Annotated in this window: 11 protein-coding genes; 4 read left to right on the top strand and 7 right to left on the bottom strand. The window is 76.7% G+C overall.

Annotated features, from left to right (window positions below; genetic code table 11):
* Positions 1-105 precede the first annotated feature (105 nt).
* Positions 106-516: a VOC family protein gene (locus tag ACIQUR_RS30440; protein ID WP_403671124.1), complete on the top strand. Its 411-nt coding sequence runs from the start codon at positions 106-108 to the stop codon at positions 514-516.
* A gap of 55 nt (positions 517-571) precedes the next feature.
* Here the strand turns inward: ACIQUR_RS30440 and ACIQUR_RS30435 are convergent, their stop codons facing one another.
* Both ACIQUR_RS30435 and ACIQUR_RS30430 read right to left on the bottom strand, forming a co-directional pair.
* The gene (locus ACIQUR_RS30435; protein WP_403671144.1) at positions 572-2,743 is read right to left on the bottom strand and encodes a SpoIIE family protein phosphatase; all 2,172 of its coding nucleotides are present in this window, start codon (positions 2,741-2,743) and stop codon (positions 572-574) included.
* Positions 2,744-3,340: 597 nt separating this feature from the next.
* Positions 3,341-3,949, bottom strand: coding sequence for a DinB family protein (locus ACIQUR_RS30430; protein WP_403671121.1), 609 nt, complete (start codon positions 3,947-3,949; stop codon positions 3,341-3,343).
* 104 nt (positions 3,950-4,053) lie between these two features.
* On the opposite strand from ACIQUR_RS30430, the gene ACIQUR_RS30425 reads away from it, so the two are divergent.
* Complete coding sequence (locus tag ACIQUR_RS30425; protein ID WP_403671119.1) at positions 4,054-4,941, top strand: oxygenase MpaB family protein; 888 nt, start codon at positions 4,054-4,056, stop codon at positions 4,939-4,941.
* A gap of 105 nt (positions 4,942-5,046) precedes the next feature.
* Here the strand turns inward: ACIQUR_RS30425 and ACIQUR_RS30420 are convergent, their stop codons facing one another.
* The 3 genes from ACIQUR_RS30420 to ACIQUR_RS30410 all read right to left on the bottom strand — a co-directional run bounded on the left by ACIQUR_RS30420 (position 5,047) and on the right by ACIQUR_RS30410 (position 9,536).
* Entirely contained in the window at positions 5,047-5,916 is an 870-nt protein-coding gene (locus ACIQUR_RS30420) for a DUF1206 domain-containing protein (protein WP_403671116.1), read from the bottom strand.
* A 175-nt stretch (positions 5,917-6,091) separates the two neighbouring features.
* Positions 6,092-7,270 (bottom strand): tryptophan 2,3-dioxygenase family protein, encoded by a 1,179-nt coding sequence (locus ACIQUR_RS30415; RefSeq protein ID WP_403671113.1) that lies wholly within the window; start codon positions 7,268-7,270, stop codon positions 6,092-6,094.
* Positions 7,271-7,544: 274 nt separating this feature from the next.
* A complete protein-coding gene (locus ACIQUR_RS30410) occupies positions 7,545-9,536 on the bottom strand; it encodes a GTP-binding protein (RefSeq protein ID WP_403671110.1) in 1,992 nt (663 codons plus the stop codon).
* A 286-nt stretch (positions 9,537-9,822) separates the two neighbouring features.
* On the opposite strand from ACIQUR_RS30410, the gene ACIQUR_RS30405 reads away from it, so the two are divergent.
* Positions 9,823-10,200, top strand: a complete 378-nt coding sequence (locus ACIQUR_RS30405) for a hypothetical protein (protein ID WP_403671108.1) — start codon at positions 9,823-9,825, stop codon at positions 10,198-10,200.
* A 154-nt stretch (positions 10,201-10,354) separates the two neighbouring features.
* On the opposite strand, the gene ACIQUR_RS30400 is transcribed toward ACIQUR_RS30405, so the two are convergent.
* Together ACIQUR_RS30400 and ACIQUR_RS30395 are read right to left on the bottom strand one after the other, a co-directional pair.
* Positions 10,355-11,926, bottom strand: a complete 1,572-nt coding sequence (locus tag ACIQUR_RS30400; RefSeq protein WP_403671105.1) for a S8 family peptidase — start codon at positions 11,924-11,926, stop codon at positions 10,355-10,357.
* Positions 11,927-12,137: 211 nt separating this feature from the next.
* Positions 12,138-12,806 carry an ABC transporter ATP-binding protein gene (locus tag ACIQUR_RS30395; protein ID WP_403671141.1) on the bottom strand — a complete coding sequence of 223 codons (669 nt, stop codon included), beginning with the start codon at positions 12,804-12,806 and terminating at the stop codon, positions 12,138-12,140.
* Between the two features lie 322 nt (positions 12,807-13,128).
* On the opposite strand from ACIQUR_RS30395, the gene ACIQUR_RS30390 reads away from it, so the two are divergent.
* Complete coding sequence (locus tag ACIQUR_RS30390; RefSeq protein ID WP_403671102.1) at positions 13,129-16,851, top strand: FtsX-like permease family protein; 3,723 nt, start codon at positions 13,129-13,131, stop codon at positions 16,849-16,851.
* The last annotated feature ends 1 nt before the right edge of the window (position 16,852 follow it).

The raw sequence follows: 16,852 nt of genomic DNA, 5'->3' as shown, positions 1-16,852 counted from the left end.
CAACTCATCACGGAGCCGTTCCACCTCCCCCAGCCTCATGCGCAGAAGCTGCCCACGAGCAGGCAAGATCACCCGACGTAACGAAGCACTACTAGCCTGAGCCGCATGGACATCAGCATCCACACCACCTCCCTCCCGCACCTGGACCCGGACGCCTCTCTGGTCTTCTACCGCGACGTGCTCGGCTTCGAGGTCCGGGGCGACGTCGGCCAGGGCACGATGCGCTGGATCACGCTCGGCCCCGCCGACCAGCCCGGCGTCAGCATCCTGCTGACGCCGCCCGCCGCCGACCCGGGGATCACCGAGGCCGAGCGCCGCACCATCGCGGAGATGATGGCCAAGGGCACCTTCGGCTGGATCCTCCTCGCCACCCGGGACCTCGACGCCACCTTCGCGAAGGTCAGGGAGGCCGATGCCGAGGTCGTCCAGGAGCCGACCGAGCAGCCGTACGGCGTCCGCGACTGCGCCTTCCGCGACCCCGCGGGCAACCTCATCCGCATCCAGGAGGTCCGCTGAGCCCGTCGGCCCCGACGGGCCCCCGGCACCCGGCCGTTCGGAGCCCGGCCGGCGGTCACTCCCGGCCCGTGTCCGCGGCCCGCATCAGCAACAGCGCGATGTCGTCGGTGTGGTGGCCGCCGGGGCGGGCGTGCCCGAGGAGCCGGTCGAGCAGCCCGTCGAGGTCCTCGCCGTCGTGCGCGGCGAGGATCCCGGCCAGCTCCGCGGCGACCCGCTCCGGGTCGGTCCCGGGGGACTCGACCAGCCCGTCCGTGTAGAAGGCGAGCGTGGTGCCCGGGGTGAGGTCCAGCACCCTCACCGGGTACGAGAAGCCCGGCGCGATCCCGAGCAGCGGGCCGGGATCGAGCTCCACCACCGTCCCCGGCCGGCCCGGCCGGGCGAGCAGCGGCGGCGGATGCCCCGCACTCGCCAGCCGCACCTCGTGACGGGCCAGGTCGATGTGCCCGTACAGGCAGGACGCCAGCAGGTCGGTCTCCAGGTCGGCCAGCACGCGGTCGACCCGGGCCAGCACCTGGTCCGGCGGGTCGCCGGCCGTGGTGTGGATCGCGGTGCGCAGCTGTCCCATCAGCGCGGCGGCGGCGACGTTGTGCCCCTGTACGTCGCCGATGACCGCCGCCGCGGTGTCCGGGCCGAGCCGGATCAGGTCGTAGAAGTCGCCGCCCACGTCCATGCCGTGACTGGCGGGCAGGTAGCGCGCGGCGGCCGTCAGGCCCGGGAGCGCGGGCATGCTGCGCGGCAGCAGCGCCTGCTGGAGCCCGCGGGCCAGGTCGTGCGTGACGTCGTACAGCCGGGCCCGGTCCAGGGCCTGGGCGACCAGACCGGCCAGCGAGGTGAGGGCGGCGCGTTCGTCGGCGCTGAAGGAGTGCGGCCGCTCGTACGAGAGGATGCAGGCGCCGATGGGCCGGCCCGAGACGACCAGCGGCAGGAAGGCCCACGCCTGTTTGCCGCTGAGCCGCGGGGCGCCCGGGTAGCGGCGGGCCATCTCGCGCGCGTCGGCGAAGAACGACGGGGCGCCCGTGGCCAGTACGCGTCCCGCGGGGGTGAGGTGCGTGTCCAGGGGCAGGCCGTCGAGGCGGTCGAGGGTCTCGCGGTCGTAGCCGTGGTGGCCGGTGATCTTCAGACGTCCGGCGTCGGCGGTCGACAGGACCAGGCCGTCCGCGCCGAACGCGGGCAGCACCTGGTCGGCGACCAGGTCCACCACGTCCCGGACGGCCACCGCCTCGGTCAGGGCCGAGGCCAGGTGGACCAGTTGGTACAGCCGGCCCGCCTGGGTGCCGCCGGGCACCGGCGGCGCGGGCTCCGCCGCCGTCGCCGGTGTGCCGGCGGGCGGGGGTGCGTCCGGTTCGGGTCCGGGCTCCGGCCTGGGCTCCGGCCCGGGCTCCGGTCCCGGCGACGGGCCCGGTTCGTGGCCGCGGGTGATCCGTACGCTGATCCCGCTGGCGTCCGGGTAGAGCTGAAAGCGCAGCCAGGTGTCCGGCGGCCGGCGGGCGCTGAAGGCCACCGGGTCCCGGCTGATCACCGCGGTCCGGTAGTGGTCCTCGACGACCGTGTCGTCCAGCCACGGCAGGGAGTGCCAGGGCCGGGTGCCGAGCAGCCGTCCGGCACCGCGGCCCAGCAGTTCTTCCGCCTGCCCGCTCAGGAAGGTGATCCGGCCCTCCAGGTCCAGGCCCAGGGCCCCTTCGGGCAGGCGCTCGGTGTAGTCGGCTGCGGCCTGAACGGCCTGGCCGCCGGCCGGGCGGAGCGCCGTACCGGCGGGCACCTGGCGGGGGGTCTCCGGTACGGCCGGTGGCGGCACCGCCTCGTCCAGGACCTGGGCCACCTGCCGCGCGGCCCGGGTGATGTGGCTCCGCTCGCGCCGGCTGGCGGTGGCCGGATGGCTGGCCGGCCACAGCAGGAGCAGCGCGCCCCAGTTCCGGTTCCGGCCGGGCAGCGGGGCTGCGGCGAGCGCGAAGCGGTACGGGAGTCCGGCGGCGGCACGCGGATAGGCGCGCGCCATGTCGTCCTGGGAACCCACCCACACCAGCCGGTCCTCGCGCACCGCCTCGGCCACCGGGACCGGGGCGTCCACCGGCAGCCGGCGCCAGGGCCACGCCACCTCGGAGGGCACCCCGCACACCACCGCGAGCCCCAGCTCCCGGCCCGTCCCGTCCAGCAGGTACACGCCGCCCGCGGAGGCCCCGGTCCGGTACACGGTCTCGGCCAGCACCTCGTCGAACGCCCCGTCCACGGTGGCCCGCCCGCCCGTCCCCGGTGGGGGCCGGTCGTACGGGCCGCCGGCGGGCGCGGCCGTGTCCGGCCCGCCGGCTGGCGCCGCCTCGGCCGAGCCGCCGACGGGCGCCACCCCCTCGCGCGGGGGCTCCCCGGGCGGGGCTTGGGCGGCAGGAGCTTCGCCGGACGGGGCTCGGCCGCGCGGATCCTCGCCGCGCGGGGCTTGGCCGGCCGGAGCTTCGCCGGACGGCGCTCGACCGGGCGGATCCTCGCCGGGCGGGGCCGGGCCGGGCGGGGCTTGGTCGGCCTGAGCTTCGCCGGACGGGGCTCGGCCGCGCGGATCCTCGCCGGGCGGGGCCGGGCCGGGGACGGGGCGGGGCGGCCCGTCCCCGTCCGGCCGGTGCGGGACCGGGACATTCACCGTCCGCCTCCGGGGGAGCGGGGCCGTCGTCGGCCCCGGGTCCTGGGTGGTCCCGTCGTCGTACTGCGCGCCGCACGGCTCATCGCTCGCTCCCGGGCGCTCGGTCGCCCTGTTCCCCGTGCGGCTGCCCCGCCGGGCCCGGCCCATGCGGCCCCGGCCGCGACCACCCGGCCGGCCACCCGCCGGGAACCGGCGTCACGCGCGCCCGTCGGCCTCCCGCGCGGCCCGCTCCAGACGGGCCCGGTACTCCTTCCACCAGGCCAGGTCCTCCGACGGGATGCTGGTGTTCCGCTCGTTCATGCCGACCGCGCCGTCCGTCAGCTCGCGGATGACGTCCGCGTGACCGGCGTGCCGCTGGGTGTCGGCGATCACCCGCACCACGGCGTGGTGGAGCGTGACCTCGTCCCGCCCCTCCGGCCACCACGGCACCCGGCCGACCGTGTCGAGCGGCAGCGCCTCCAGCGTCGCGTCCGCGTGCGCCCACGCACGCCGGTACAGGCCCACGACGTCCTCCCGGGATTCCGCGGCCGTCGCCCACATGTCCGCGTTGGTCTCCGCGTCCTCCCCGGTCCACGGCAGCGACTCGCCGGAGGGCCGCCCGAACGTGTCGCCCAGATAGCCCAGTTCCACGCACGCCGCGTGCTTCACCAGGCCCAGCAGGTTGGTCCCGGTCGGCGTCATCGGCCGCCGGACCTCGTACTCGGTCAGCCCCTCCAGCTTCCACACCAGGGCGTCCCGGGCGGACCGGAGGTAGAAGTGCAGGTCGGTCTTGGCGTCCTGAGCCGCCGGATTCGATGGGGTCACCGGCCCAGTCTCACCCCGCCCGAGACCCCGGTTCCAGCCGTTTCCCCGGAGCGGCAGCCGCGCACGGGCTTTCCGGCACCGGCCGCCCGCGCCACACTTGAACCGTGAACCGGTCGGCCGCACTGCACAGACTGGCGTCGCCGCGGGCCCGCGACCGCCTGGGCGACGCCCTCTTCCAGCGTGTCGCCGGCCCCTCGGGTCCGGAGAACCGGCGGCGCATCCACGGCACGCCGGGCCCCCGCTGGTTCGGGCCCGACGAGCCGATCCGCCGCGTGCACGGCGACGCCTCCATGTTCGTGGGCGGGCTCAGCGCGCTGCTCCTGCAGTCCCTGCACCCGCTGGCGATGGCCGCGGTGGCGGCCCACTCCGGCTACCGCGGCGACCCCTGGGGCCGGCTCCAGCGCACCAGCACCTTCCTCGCCTACACCACGTACGGGACCGCAGAGGACGCCCAGCGCGCGGTGGACGGCGTACGGGCGGTCCACGAGCGGGTCCGCGGCCGCACCCCGGACGGCGAACCGTACCGGGCCGGCGACCCCCACCTGCTGGAATGGGTGCACATCGCCGAGGTGGACAGTTTCCTGCGGGCCCACCAGCGGTACGGCGCCCGGCGCCTGGACGCGGCCGAGTGCGACGCGTACGTGGCGGCCGCCGGCCGGGTCGGGGAGGCGCTGGGCGTCGTCCGCCCGCCCCGTACGACGGCCGAGCTCGCCCGCCGCCTCGACGCCTACCGGCCGGAGCTCCGCGGCACCGACGAGGCACGTGCCGCGGCCCGCTTCATCCTGCTCAGGCCACCGCTGCCGTGGCCGGTGCGCCTCCCGTACGGGATGCTCGCGGCGGCTGCCGTGGCCCTGCTCCCGCCCTGGGCCCGGGCGCCCCTCGGCCTGCCCCTGCTGCCGCGGGCCGAGCGGTGGTGCGTACAGCCGGCCGGCGCGGCCGTCACCGCCACCATCCGCTGGGCCATGAGCCCGCCGCCCCCGTCCGCCGGCTGAGCGGCGGGGGAGGGGACGGGGGCGGCGGTACGCCGGCACTCCGGCCGGCGCGTCGCGCCCCGCGTCACCCCGGAGCCGTACCCGGGTGTGCGGTTCCCGGCCTCCTCACACCCGCCGCCAGACGGCCATCGCCCAGGAGAACACCCCGAACAGCAGCAGTCCGGCGGCCACCGCGACCAGCAGCCAAGGCCCGGCCGGAGTCTCCGCGAAGGCGCGCAGGGTGTCGTCGACGCCCCGGGCCTTCGCAGGGTCGTACGCGGCCGCCGCGTACACCAGGAAGCCGCCCGCGGCCGTGAAGACCGCACCACGGGCGAGGCCGCCCACGACCCCGACCGTGTCCACCGCGGTCCGCGCCCACTCGGGGAGGGCCGCCGTGTCCATGTCCTCGCGGAACGTCCTCCTGGCGGCCTGCACCGCGATCACGATGCCGCCGATGGCTATGCCGCAGCCGACCGCCCCGACCAGCCAGGGCCCCGCGGGGGCGTCCATCACCCGCGCCGTGAGGTCCCGCGACTGCTCGTCGCCGGAACGATTCTGCTTCCGGCCCGCCGCGAAGGCGAGCACGGAATAGGCCAGCACCCCGTAGAACACCGCCCGGGCGGCGGAGGAGGCCCGCTTGGTGGCCTTGCGCCCGTCCGGACCGGTGGCACCGAACACCGCCTCCGACAGCCGCCACAGGGCCATGGCGACCAGACCGATCCCGACGGCCCACACCAGCACGGAACCGTAGGAGCGGTCCGCAAGCGTGGCCAGGGCGCCCGACCGGTCCGCCTCCTCGCCGGTGTCCCCGAAGGCCACCTGCAGGGCCAACAGACCGACCAGCACGTACAGCACCCCGCGCGTGGCCAGTCCGGTGCGCGCCGCCACCACGATCGCCCGGCGCGTCTCGCGTCTGGCGCGACCGCGGTGGCCGGGTCCCTCGGTCCCGGGTCGGCCGGAGTCGCGCCGGGTCGCCGGTTCGCCGTACGAGGACATGGGCCGAGCCCCTTCCCGGGCCCGACCGTCCCGCCGCCCGGTGCGGCGGGGGTACGGGCACCTGCTCGCGGCGGCCGCCGGTGGCCGTCCGTGGCCGCGCCGGCGGGTCCGCTCAGGTCCGCGCATTCCCCGCCCGCGCCGTCTGATGTACGGCCGGCCGGAAGACGCGGACCCGTCAGGTCACGCGCCGGGCCGCGGGCCGCTCGGCGAGCTGCCGGAAGAGCCGGTTGCCCAGGCATGCGGTGAGGTACGGGACCCCGTCGGTGTAGCCCGAGCCGGGCGCGTCCCCGAGCATGCGCGCCGCGAGGCTCCGGTGGGTGGCCTTCCAGCGCTGGTGCCGGTCCTCCAGACGGGCCAGGGCCGCGTGCAGGAGCTCCCGTTCCGCGTGCCCGACCGGGGTCCGCCGGCGCAGGTCCAGGTAGGCGCGGGCCACGGTGTCGTGGGCCGCGTCCTCGGCCTCGGCGCGTACGGCCGGGACGCCCGCGAACGCCGCCGAGCACAGGCGCTCCCCGGACGGCAGCCCGCAGAGCACCTCGAACCGCTTGTACTGCTCGGACTGGATGGCGCTGGCGCCCTGGGTGTACCGCCGGAACCCGGTGAAGTGGTCCGGCCGCATGGTGGCCACGAGCCGGAACAGGGCCGCCGCCCGGTCGACCGAGGCGGCCGCGCGGTCCACGTGCCGGGCCGCGGCCCCGGGCCGGCCGTCGCGGAGGGCCGTGATCGCCGCCCGGACCTCCGCCACGACCGCGGTGAAGAGCATCTCGTGGGCCTGGAGGGCGCGGATGAAGAAGAACTCGTCGTGCAGCACGTACACCGGCTGGACGGTGAGGTCGAACCAGCGGCCGGCCGCGGTGGCCGGGGGCCGGGGGAGCAGGTCGGCGACGTCGCCCGCGTCCAGGCCGCCGAGGTCGTCCGAGACGAACCGCAGGGCGTGGCGCAGCCGCTTGCGCGTGGTGTCGGGGCCGGGCGGATCGGGGTCCGCGCCGCCGCCGGCGGGGCCGGTGTCCGGGCCGCGGGGCTCCCGTACCCGGGACTCGAACCGGACGACGTCGGCGATCAGCAGCGTCGCCATGTGGTTCGGGTCGAGCGGCCCCTCCGGGTCGTCCAGGACCATGTCGAGCAGGGGCAGCGCGAGGTAGGTCCGGTTCGCGTAGCGCCCGTCGTGCTTGTCGAGGACGCAGTCCAGGAAGGTGCGCAGGTACGGCAGCCGGTCCGTGGCGTGGCCGGACCGGAGGGCGTCCAGCCTCCGGAGCACGGGCAGGGGCAGGAAGTGCTTCCCGGTCCGGCGCACCTCGTCCGTGACCCGGCGGGCCAGCAGGTATCCGTCCCGGCACGCGGGCAGCTCCATGGTCATCTCTCGTCGCCTCCTGGGCCTGGGCGCCGCACCGTCGGGGTGGGGCGGGGGACTCCCAGTAGGCGGGGCCGGGGCGGGACGCGTCACGTCGCGGACATTCGTGTCTTGACAGGGCGGGCGGCCGCGGCTCCCGCCGACGAGGGCCCACCCGCGTGGCCCCCGCCCGTGCCTCCGCCCCTGCCCCTGCCTCCGCCCGTGCCCCCGCCCCTGCCTCCGCCCGTGCCCCGCTCCCGTGCCGTCGGCCCGCCCCGCCGCGTGCCGGAACCGCCGCCCGTCAGATCCGCCGGTGGGCGTGCAGCAGGTACTCCTCGCGGTGCAGCGGGTTGCCGTCCGTGCGGGGGCGGCTGCGCGGGGCCGCGGCGGGGGCGTGGTGGTCGAAGGCCGACTCCAGGACGCCCTCGCCGCCGGTGAGCCCCGGCAGCTCCCGTTCCAGGCCGTGCACCCGGTCCGCCGGTACGTGGCCCTCCAGCACGTACGCGTCGCCCTCCGCCGCCGGCGTGCCCGGCACGGCCCCGGCCCGCGCCAGGGCGAGGGCCACCGCGGGGTAGGCGGCCGCCGGGCACTCCAGCCGGAAGCGGTGCACCGGCTCGTGCACCACCGTGCCGGCGCGCTCCAGGGCGGCCATCAGCACCAGCGGGGTCAGCGCACGGAACGCGCCCGCCGTGCTGCGGATGCTGCAGAAGCCGGAGTGCGTCATGGTGACCGTGCAGTCCGGCACCTGCCAGCCGTAGAGGCCCTGGCCGAGGGTGGCGTGCACCGTCTCCTCGACCGCCCGCATGAAGGACAGCGGCAGCGAGCCGAGCTCGACCTCGCGCCGGAACACCACGCCGCCGCCCGGCGGCGCCGGTTCGACGCGCAGGCCGACGGTCGCCAGGAACGGGTTGCCGTCCTCGTCGAGCACCTCGTGGGCGGCGCCCGTGCCGGTCACGCGCTCCACGCAGATCGGGGTGGTCTCCTCGAAGCGCACCGCCAGCCCGAACTCCTCGGCGAGGGTGGTCTGGAGCACCTCCTTCTGCACCTCCCCGTAGAGCGACACGGAGAGCCGGCCGCCCGCGGGGTCCTGGCGCAGGCCGATCAGCGGGTCCTGCTCGGCGAGCCGGCCGAGCGCCAGGTGCAGCTCGCCCTCTCCGGCCGGTCCGGCGGGCACCACCACGGTCTCCAGCGAGGGCGGCGCGAAGACCCGCCCGTACGGGCGGTCCCGCGGCTCCCGGCCGACGGCGTCGCCGATCCGGACGTCGGCGAGGCCGCGCAGCACCGCGATCTCCCCGGCCCGTGCCGCGGCCCGGCGTTCGAGCGCGCCTCCGGCGAAGACGGCCAGCCCGGTAACCCGTCCCACGCCGTCTCCCGCGGGCACCTGCCGGCGGACGGCGAGCGTGCCGGAGAACAGCCGGGCGTACGCGAGTTTCTCGCCGTGCTCGCCCCGCTCCACCTTGAAGACCCGGCCGGACAGCGGCCCGTCGGCGTCGGGGCGTACGGCGGGCAGCAGTTCGCGCACCGCGTCGACCAGGTCGGGCACGCCCGCGCCGGTCACCGCCGAGCCGACGTACACCGGATGGACCCGGCCGGCCCGGGTCGCGGCGGACAGGGCGCGGCGCAGCCTGCCGGGCGTCACGGAGCGCTCGTCGGCCAGGTAGGACGCGAGGAGGGCGTCGTCGTGCGCGGCGAGCACGTCGAGCAGCCGCCGCGCGACGTGCGGGTCCGCCGCGGTGAAGGGGGCGGTCCGCACGTCCTTCGTGCCGAGGCCGTCCACGACGCGGCTCATGCCGACGACGGGCACGCCGAGCCGGCGCCCGATCTCGCCCACCACGCGGACGTCGTCCGCGCCGCGCCGGTCCGCCTTGTTGACGAAGACGAGGGTGGGAAGGGCCAGGCGCTTGAGGGTCCGCATAAGGACACGCGTCTGCGGCTGGACGCCCTCCACCGCGGAGACCACGAGGACGGCGCCGTCCAGCACGCCGAGCACCCGCTCGACCTCGGCGATGAAGTCGGGGTGTCCGGGCGTGTCGACGAGGTTGACGGAGACCGCGCGGGTGCCGGAGCCGAGCCGGAAGTTCTCGACCGCCGACCGGATGGTGATGCCGCGGCGGCGTTCGAGTTCCAGACTGTCCGTCCGGGTGCTGCCCGCGTCGACGCTGCCGATCTCGTCGATGACCCCGGCGGCGTACAGCAGCCGTTCGGTCAGGCTCGTCTTACCGGCGTCGACGTGCGCCAGGATCCCCAGGTTGAGCGTGCGTTGCGTGGAATGGGTCGAGTGTGGTGACTGCACCGGGCGTCATGTCCTTCGGGTTGATGACCGTTCCTTCCGTGGGGGACATGGACGTTCCGCGCATCGCAGTGCTCCTCGTTCGTGGGTGTGGTGCCCGAGGAGGGTGGCAGGGCGACGGGGGGAGCGGCAACGCCTTTTTCCCCTCGTACGCCCTGACCCGGGCGAACCCCGCCGGCCGGTGGCGGCGAACGTCGTGCGGAGGCGCCGCCACGGCACCGCGCGGCCGGCCGAGGTCGGAGTACGGGAACGGCTGGCCGTACGCGGCAGGGGCCGCCACGATGCGACCATGACGGATTCACACGCGGGGGCAGGGCCCCGCCGACGACGGCGCGGGCACACCGCCCTCGTCGTCCTGACGGTGCTGCTGCTGACGCCGCCGTGGGGGCTGCTGCTGTTCTACGTCGTGTTCGGCGCCCTCACCGACCCGGGTTCGCCGGCGGGGACTTCCGACCCCGGGGCCGAGTGGTCGCTCGTGATCGCGATACTGGTGTCACTCGGGCTGCCGGCGGGCGGCGCCGCGACCGGCTGGGCCATCGCCGGCCGCCTGCGGGGGGACCGCCCCTTCGCGACGGCCGCCGGCACGCTGACCGGCGCGCTCCTCCTCTGGACCGCCGCCCTGGTGTACCTCTACGTCGCCCTGCAGCAGGCCTCGTGGTGGTTCTGAGCGCGCGCTGTGGACCGTACGGCGGCGCCCGCCGGGGGCGGGCCGGCGGCCGGGCACGGCTGACGGCGGACGTGCCGGTGCCCCGGCTCCGCGGGAACGCGGGGCCGGGGCACCGGATCGTGCTGTCGGGCCGGACTGCGGCCTCGGACTTCCGTCAGAAGCGGAGGGTCCAGCTGTCGATGTAGCCCGAGTTGCTCGACCACGGGTCGTGGGCCCGCAGCTTCCACTTGCCGTTGGCCACCTCGGCCGAGCCGTTGACCGTCCAGATGCCGCCCACGTCGGGCATGTCCCACGACGTGTCCTTGAGACTGATCGGGTAGACCGTCCCGTCGGGGGCGATCAGGTCGAGCGCCAGGAACCCGTAAGCCGGGAACTTGACGGAGACCGCGACCTCCAGGTTGCCCGGCGCGTTGCCCGGGACCCCGGTGACGGTGACGGAGCTGGTCGCGGGCTGGTTGCCGGTGATCGCGTGGTTGCTGCTGTTGGTGAACCGCGGCCCCGCCGGCTTCAGCGGGGTCGAGCCCACGTACAGCAGGCGGTTGTACGAGCCGGTGCCGCGGTCCCAGAGCTGCCCGGTCGTGGAGTTGTCCTTGAGGGCCTTCGAGACGGTGGCCGGACTGGCGGTGCGGTGGGCCGAGAGGTACAGCGCCGCGGCGCCCGCGACGTGCGGGGTGGCCATCGAGGTGCCCGAGAGGGTCGTCGAGGAGCTGTTGTCCCACCAGACGGCCGAGGTGATGTCCGAACCCGGCGCGAACAGGTCCACCAGCGGACCGTAGTTGGAGAAGTCCGACCGCCGGTCGTCGCTCTGCGTGGAGCCCACGGTGATCGCGGTGCCCACGCGGGCCGGCGAGTGCTGCGAGGCGTCCTCGTTGTCGTTGCCCGCCGCGACGGCGTACGTGATGCCCTTGTTGATCGAGTTGCGTACGGCCGTGTCCAGCGCGGAGTTCGGGCTGCCGCCCAGGCTCATGTTCGCCACGGCCGGCTTGACGGCCTTCCGCGTCACCCAGTCGATGCCCGCGACCACCTGCGAGACGGTGCCGCGTCCGTTGGCGTCGAGCACCCGGACCGAGACGATCTTGGCCTTCTTGGCGACGCCGAAGGTGGTGCCGGCGACGGTGCCCGCCACGTGCGTGCCGTGGCCCTGCTCGTCGTCGGCCGGCGTGCCGGGCTCGATGGCGTCGTACCCGGACCTGGCACGTCCGCCGAAGTCCTGGTGGGCGAAGTTGACGCCGGTGTCGATGACGTACACCGTCACACCCGTACCCGCGCTGGTCGGGTACGTGTACTTCTCGTTCTGGCCCGGCTTGCGGCGGCGGTCGATCCGGTCGAGCCCCCACGAGGGCGGCGTCGGCTGGGTCGTGTCGGCCTTCACCGCGGCGTCCTGGACGACCTCGGCCACGGCCGGATCGGCGGCCAGCCGCCTGGCCTGCTGCTCGGTCATCTCCGCGGCGTAGCCGTTGAGCGCCGCGTCGTACGTGCGGCTGATCTTGCCGGAGTACCGCTCGACCACCGAACGCCCGGCGGGCGACTGCGACTTCGCCTTCGCCTGGTTCAGGATCACGATGTACTTGCCCGGGATGGTGCCCGGCGCTCCGGCGTTGGCCACCGTGCCCTCGGGCGGCGGCGCGGCCTGCGCGGTCGCGGCGCTGACACCTCCGAGCAGCGTGGCGGCGGCGACCGCCAGTACGGTCAGCCGACGACGGCGTGTCTGATTTCTGGCATGCATGATTCACTCCCCCCTGGGACCCCCTGCCGGTCCCGTCCCGCAAGACTGTCTCGTCAGCCCCTTTCGGGCAAGGGCGCATCTCGCGTGTCGGGACGCCAATGCGCGCCCCCCTGGCGGGAGTTGACGGAACGCGGCGTGATCCGGCACACGCGCGTCCGCCCGGTGGGCGGAGGCCTCGGGGGCCGCGGGCGGGCCTCGGCCGGGCGCGCCGCTACCGACCCGCGATGCGGCCGTCGCGGAGTTCCAGGACGCGGTCCGCCAGGTCGAGGAGCTGGGGGTCGTGGGTGGCCACCAGGGCCGTCACGCCCTCGCTGCGGACCACCGAGCGCAGCAGTTCCATGATCGTCAGCCCGGTGGCCGCGTCCAGTTGGCCCGTGGGCTCGTCGGCGATGAGCAGGGAGGGCCGGTTCGCGAGGGCGCGGGCGATCGCGACCCGCTGCTGCTGGCCGCCGGAGAGTTCGGTGGGCCGCTGGTCGGCGTGGTCGGCCAGGCCCACCAGGGCCAGCAGCAGCGCCACCCGCTCGTCCCGCTCGCGCGGGTCCGTACGGCGGAGCCGCAGCGGCACCCCGACGTTCTCCGCCGCCGTCAGGATCGGGATCAGCCCGAAGTTCTGGAAGACGAAGCCGATGCGGTCGCGCCGCAGCTCCAGCAGCTCCTCCGCGCCCAGCCCGTCCAGCGCGGTCCCGTCGATGACGACCCGCCCGCGGTCCGGGCCGTCCAGCCCGCCCACCAGATTGAGCAGCGTGGTCTTGCCGGCTCCGGAGCGGCCCTTGAGGGCCACCAGTTCGCCGCGCCGGACCTCGAACGTCGCGCCGGCCAGGGCGTGTACGGCGGACGGGCCGCTGCCGTACGAGCGGTGCAGGTCCGTCACCGCCACCATGGGGCGGCCGGAGCCGGCGTCCTCGCCGTCCGTGCCCGCCCCGTCCACGGCCACCTGTGCAACGCCGCTCCGCTCCGCCATCGGTCCGCCCCCGTGCATCCCCGTACGTGATCGTTCCGGGCCAGTATGGGCAGGCGGAACTTGTCCGGGCAATGACGGAGCGGGACGCAACTCCTGTCGAAGCGGGAGCGATCGGCGCCCCTTCCTGGGCCATTCCCGGACGATTCCCATTTGCTTCAACATCATTTCTTGATAGAAAACCGAACGAGCCGGCACCCAGGACCGTCGGCCGGGGGGCGGGTGTTCAGTGACGGCGTTCATCTTGCTGCGCGCACGCGCGCACCGGCTGCTGCTGGCCTGCGCCCTGCTCGCCGTGCTCCTCACCACGGCGGTGCTCGCCGCGCTCGCCGCCTTCTCGGCCTCCGTCGGGGACGCCGCCCTCCGGGCGACGCTGCGGGGGCCGGCCGCGTCCTCCGCCGCGCTCGTGGTGACCGCGGACGTACCACCGGAAGGCCGCGCCGCCGCCGACGCCGCCGTGCTGCGCGCGGCCCACCGCACCTTCGACGGGCTGCCGGTGACGGTACGCAGGCTGACCGCCTCCGGTCCGTACGAGCTCCCGCGCACCCTCCAGCCGGCCGCCGCCCGCTTTGGCAACCCGGACCTCACCCACTTCGCGGCCCTCGACCCGACCCGGATCCGCCTCACCTCCGGCACGCTCCCGAGCCAGTCCCGGGCCGCCCCGGCCAGGCCCGCAGCCGCTTCCGGCGCGGCTGCGGTGGCTCCGGCCACGCCCGGGGCCGCTTCCGGCACGCCCGCCACTCCCGCGGCCGGCTCCGCCACTCCCGCGGCCGGCTCCGCCGCTCCCACGGCCGACGCCGCCACTCCCGCGGCCGGCGCCGCCGGTCCCGCGGCCGCCCCCACCGCCGGTGTCGAGGTCCCCGCCGCCCTGCCGCAGGCCGCCGCGCGGCGCCTCGGCATAGCGCCGGGCGCCCGGCTGCGCCTCACCGACCGGCTGACCGGCACCCCGCTCACCGTCCGGATCACCGGCACCTACCAGGCCCGCGACACCGGGGACCCGTACTGGCAGCTCGACCCCCTCGCCGGACGCGCCGTCCGCACCGGCGTGTTCACCACGTACGGCCCCCTGCTCGCCGACCCCGCGCTCCTCGCCTCCGGCCGCACCTCCACCGGAACCTCCGGCTGGCTCGCCACCGCGGACCCCGCGGCCCTCACCACCGGCCGCATCGACGCCCTCCGCGCCGCGGCGACCGGCGGACCCGAAGCGCTGCGCGCGGAGCCCGGGTTCACGGCCGGCGCCACCGTCCGCACCGCCCTGCCCGCGGTCCTGGCGCAGACCTCACGGGCCCTGGTCGTCGCCCGCTCCACGCTGCTGATCGTCGCCCTCCAGCTCGTCCTGCTCGCCGGGTACGCCCTGCTGCTCGTGGCCCGGCTGCTCGCCGACCAGCGCTCCGGCGAGACCGGCCTGCTGCGGGCCCGGGGCGCGTCCCGGGCCCGCGTCGCCGCCCTCGCCACCGCCGAGGCCCTGCTCCTCGCCGCGCCCGCCGCCCTGCTGGCCCCGCTGCTGGCCGGCCCGCTCACCCACCTGATCAGCGGGTACGCGGGCACCGGCGACGGCACCGGGTTCCGGACCGTGCCGCCCGCCGGGGTGTGGGCGGTGGCCGCGGCGGTCGCACTGTGCTGCGCGGCGGCCGTCGTCTCGCCCGCCCTCACCGCCGCCGCGGACGGCACCGTACGCCTGCGCCGCGGCCGGGAGGGCGCGCTGCCCGCGCCCGTGCGGGCGGGTGCCGACCTGGGGCTCGTGCTGGTCGCGGGCGTGGCGTACTGGCAGCTCGACCGCCGTACCGGCGCCGCGGGACCGTCCGCCGCCGCGGACTCCGGCCTCGGGGTCGACCCGCTGCTCGTCGCCGCCCCCGCGCTCGCGCTGCTCGCCGGCACCGTCCTGACCCTCCGTCTCCTCCCGCCCCTGGCCCGGCTGGCCGAGCGCCGGGCCGCCAGGTCCCGCGGCCTCGGGCCCGCGCTGGCCGGCTGGCACCTGTCCCGCCGGCCGCTGCGCGGGGCCGGGCCGGTGCTGCTGCTGGTCCTCGCGACCGCCATGGGCACCCTCGCCGTCGGCCAGGGCGCCTCCTGGGACCGGTCGCAGCGCGACCAGGCCGACTACGCCACCGGTGCCTCCGTACGCGTCCTCGACGCCCGCCCCGGCGGCCCCGGCCAGGCCGGCCTCTACGCGCAGTGGCCGGGCGTACGGCAGGCCGCGCCCGCCCACCGCACCACCGTGGACCTCTCGGGGGGCCGCACTGCCACCGTCCTCGCCCTCGGCACGGACCACGCCGCGGAACGGCTGCTGCTCCGCCGCGACCTCGCCGACGAGCCGGCCACCGCGCTGCTGCGCGCCCTCTCCCCGGACCGGCCGGCCGACACCGAGCCGGGTGCGGCCGGCAGCCGATCCGGGACCGGGTCGGGGTCCGGCCCCGGACCCGGCATCCACCTTCCCGGCGAGGCCCGGGCCCTCACCCTCGACCTGCGCCTGACCGCCACCCCCACCGGCGGCCGGGGCACGCCCCGCACGGACCTCCCGGCCGCGCCCGAAGCGCAGGTCCCGCCACCGGTCCTCACCGTCCTGGCCGAGGATCGCTTCGGCCTGCCGTACGAGCTGACCGCCGGCCCGGTACCGGCCGACGGCCGCCCCCGCCGGCTCACCGTCGACCTGGACCGCACCGCCTCCGGGGCCCACCACGCCCCGGCCGGCCCCCTCCGCCTGACCGGCCTCCACCTGCGCGGCACCCCGCCGGCCACCACCTCCGAGGCCCACCGCCTGGAGATCACCGGCCTGCACACGCGTGCCCCGGACGGCACCCTCCGCGGGCTCACCCCGCCCGCCGCCGTGCGCTGGCAGGGCGTGATGACCGGCACCCGGGACGGCGAACAGCGCCCGGCACAGCGCCTCGCGACCACCACCGGCCTGCCGCTCGTCCTGTCCTACGCCACCGGCACGGCAGCCGACCCCGACGACGCGTACTCCGTCCGCTACCGCCCGACCCACCCGACCCCGCCGGGCCCGTCCACCCCCGGCTCCACCACCCCCGGCTCCACCACCCCCGATCCGTCCGCGCCCGGTCCTGCCGCGCCGGGCCCGTCCACCCCGGGCCCGTCCGCGCCCGGTCCTGCCGCGCCGGGCCCGTCCACCCCGGGCTCCGCCTCCTCCGGCCCCGTCCCCGGCATCGCCACCGACGCCTTCCTCGCCGCCGCGGCCGCGCGCCCCGGGGACCGCGTCGACGTCACGCTGGCCGGCGAGCGGCTCACCGTACGGCTCGTCCGGGCGGTACGTCAGCTCCCCACCACCGGTGGCCCGGCCGGGGACACCGGCACCTCGGCCGCCCCCACCGGCGGTGCCCTCCTGCTGGACCTCCGCACCGCCAACCGGGCGCTGACGGAACGGGGGAGCGGGATCCTCGCCCCCACCGAATGGTGGCTGAGCACCCGCCCCGGCGAGGCGGCCGGCGTGGCCGCCGCCCTTCGCGCCCGCCCCGACGCCGGGGCGGCAGACGAGGTGCTGGTGCGCGACGAACGCGCCGCCGCCCTCCTCGACGACCCGCTCGGCCGGGGCCCCCGTGCCGCCCTGCTCGCGGTCACCGTCGCGGCCGCCGCCCTGGCTGCCGTGGGCTTCGCGGTCAGTGCCGCCGGTTCCCTGCGGGAGCAGGCCGCCGAGCTGGCCGTGCTGCGCGCCCTGGGGGCCTCCCGGCGCAGGCTCGCCGCCCTGTCCGCCGCCGAACACGGCCTGCTCGTCCTGGTGGGCGTACTGGCCGGGCTCGGCATCGGCGTCCTGCTCACCCGGGCCGCCGTACCGCTCCTCGTACTGACCGCTCGTGCCGAACGGCCCCTGCCGCCGGTCCTCGTCGAACTGCCCTGGGCCCACCTGGGCCTGCTGCTCGCCGGGGTCGCCGCCGTACCGCTGCTCACCGCGGCCGCCCTCGCACTCCGCCACGCCGGCCCCGCGCCCTCGCTGCGCGACCAGGGGGACAGCTGAC

It is taken from the genome of Streptomyces sp. NPDC101132, from assembly GCF_044759225.1.
Classification (GTDB): domain Bacteria; phylum Actinomycetota; class Actinomycetes; order Streptomycetales; family Streptomycetaceae; genus Streptomyces.
Note: the sequence above shows the minus strand (reverse complement) of the source record. Positions and strands in the feature narration are given on the sequence as shown.

What these genes read in the sequence shown, in the direction of transcription:
- ACIQUR_RS30420 (WP_403671116.1), bottom strand. Translation starts at nt 5,916, where the DNA reads ATGTCCTCGTACGGCGAACCGGCGACCCGGCGCGACTCCGGCCGACCC.
- ACIQUR_RS30400 (WP_403671105.1), bottom strand. Translation starts at nt 11,926, where the DNA reads ATGCATGCCAGAAATCAGACACGCCGTCGTCGGCTGACCGTACTGGCG.
- ACIQUR_RS30395 (WP_403671141.1), bottom strand. Translation starts at nt 12,806, where the DNA reads ATGGTGGCGGTGACGGACCTGCACCGCTCGTACGGCAGCGGCCCGTCC.
- ACIQUR_RS30415 (WP_403671113.1), bottom strand. Translation starts at nt 7,270, where the DNA reads ATGACCATGGAGCTGCCCGCGTGCCGGGACGGATACCTGCTGGCCCGC.
- ACIQUR_RS30405 (WP_403671108.1), top strand. Translation starts at nt 9,823, where the DNA reads ATGACGGATTCACACGCGGGGGCAGGGCCCCGCCGACGACGGCGCGGG.
- ACIQUR_RS30440 (WP_403671124.1), top strand. Translation starts at nt 106, where the DNA reads ATGGACATCAGCATCCACACCACCTCCCTCCCGCACCTGGACCCGGAC.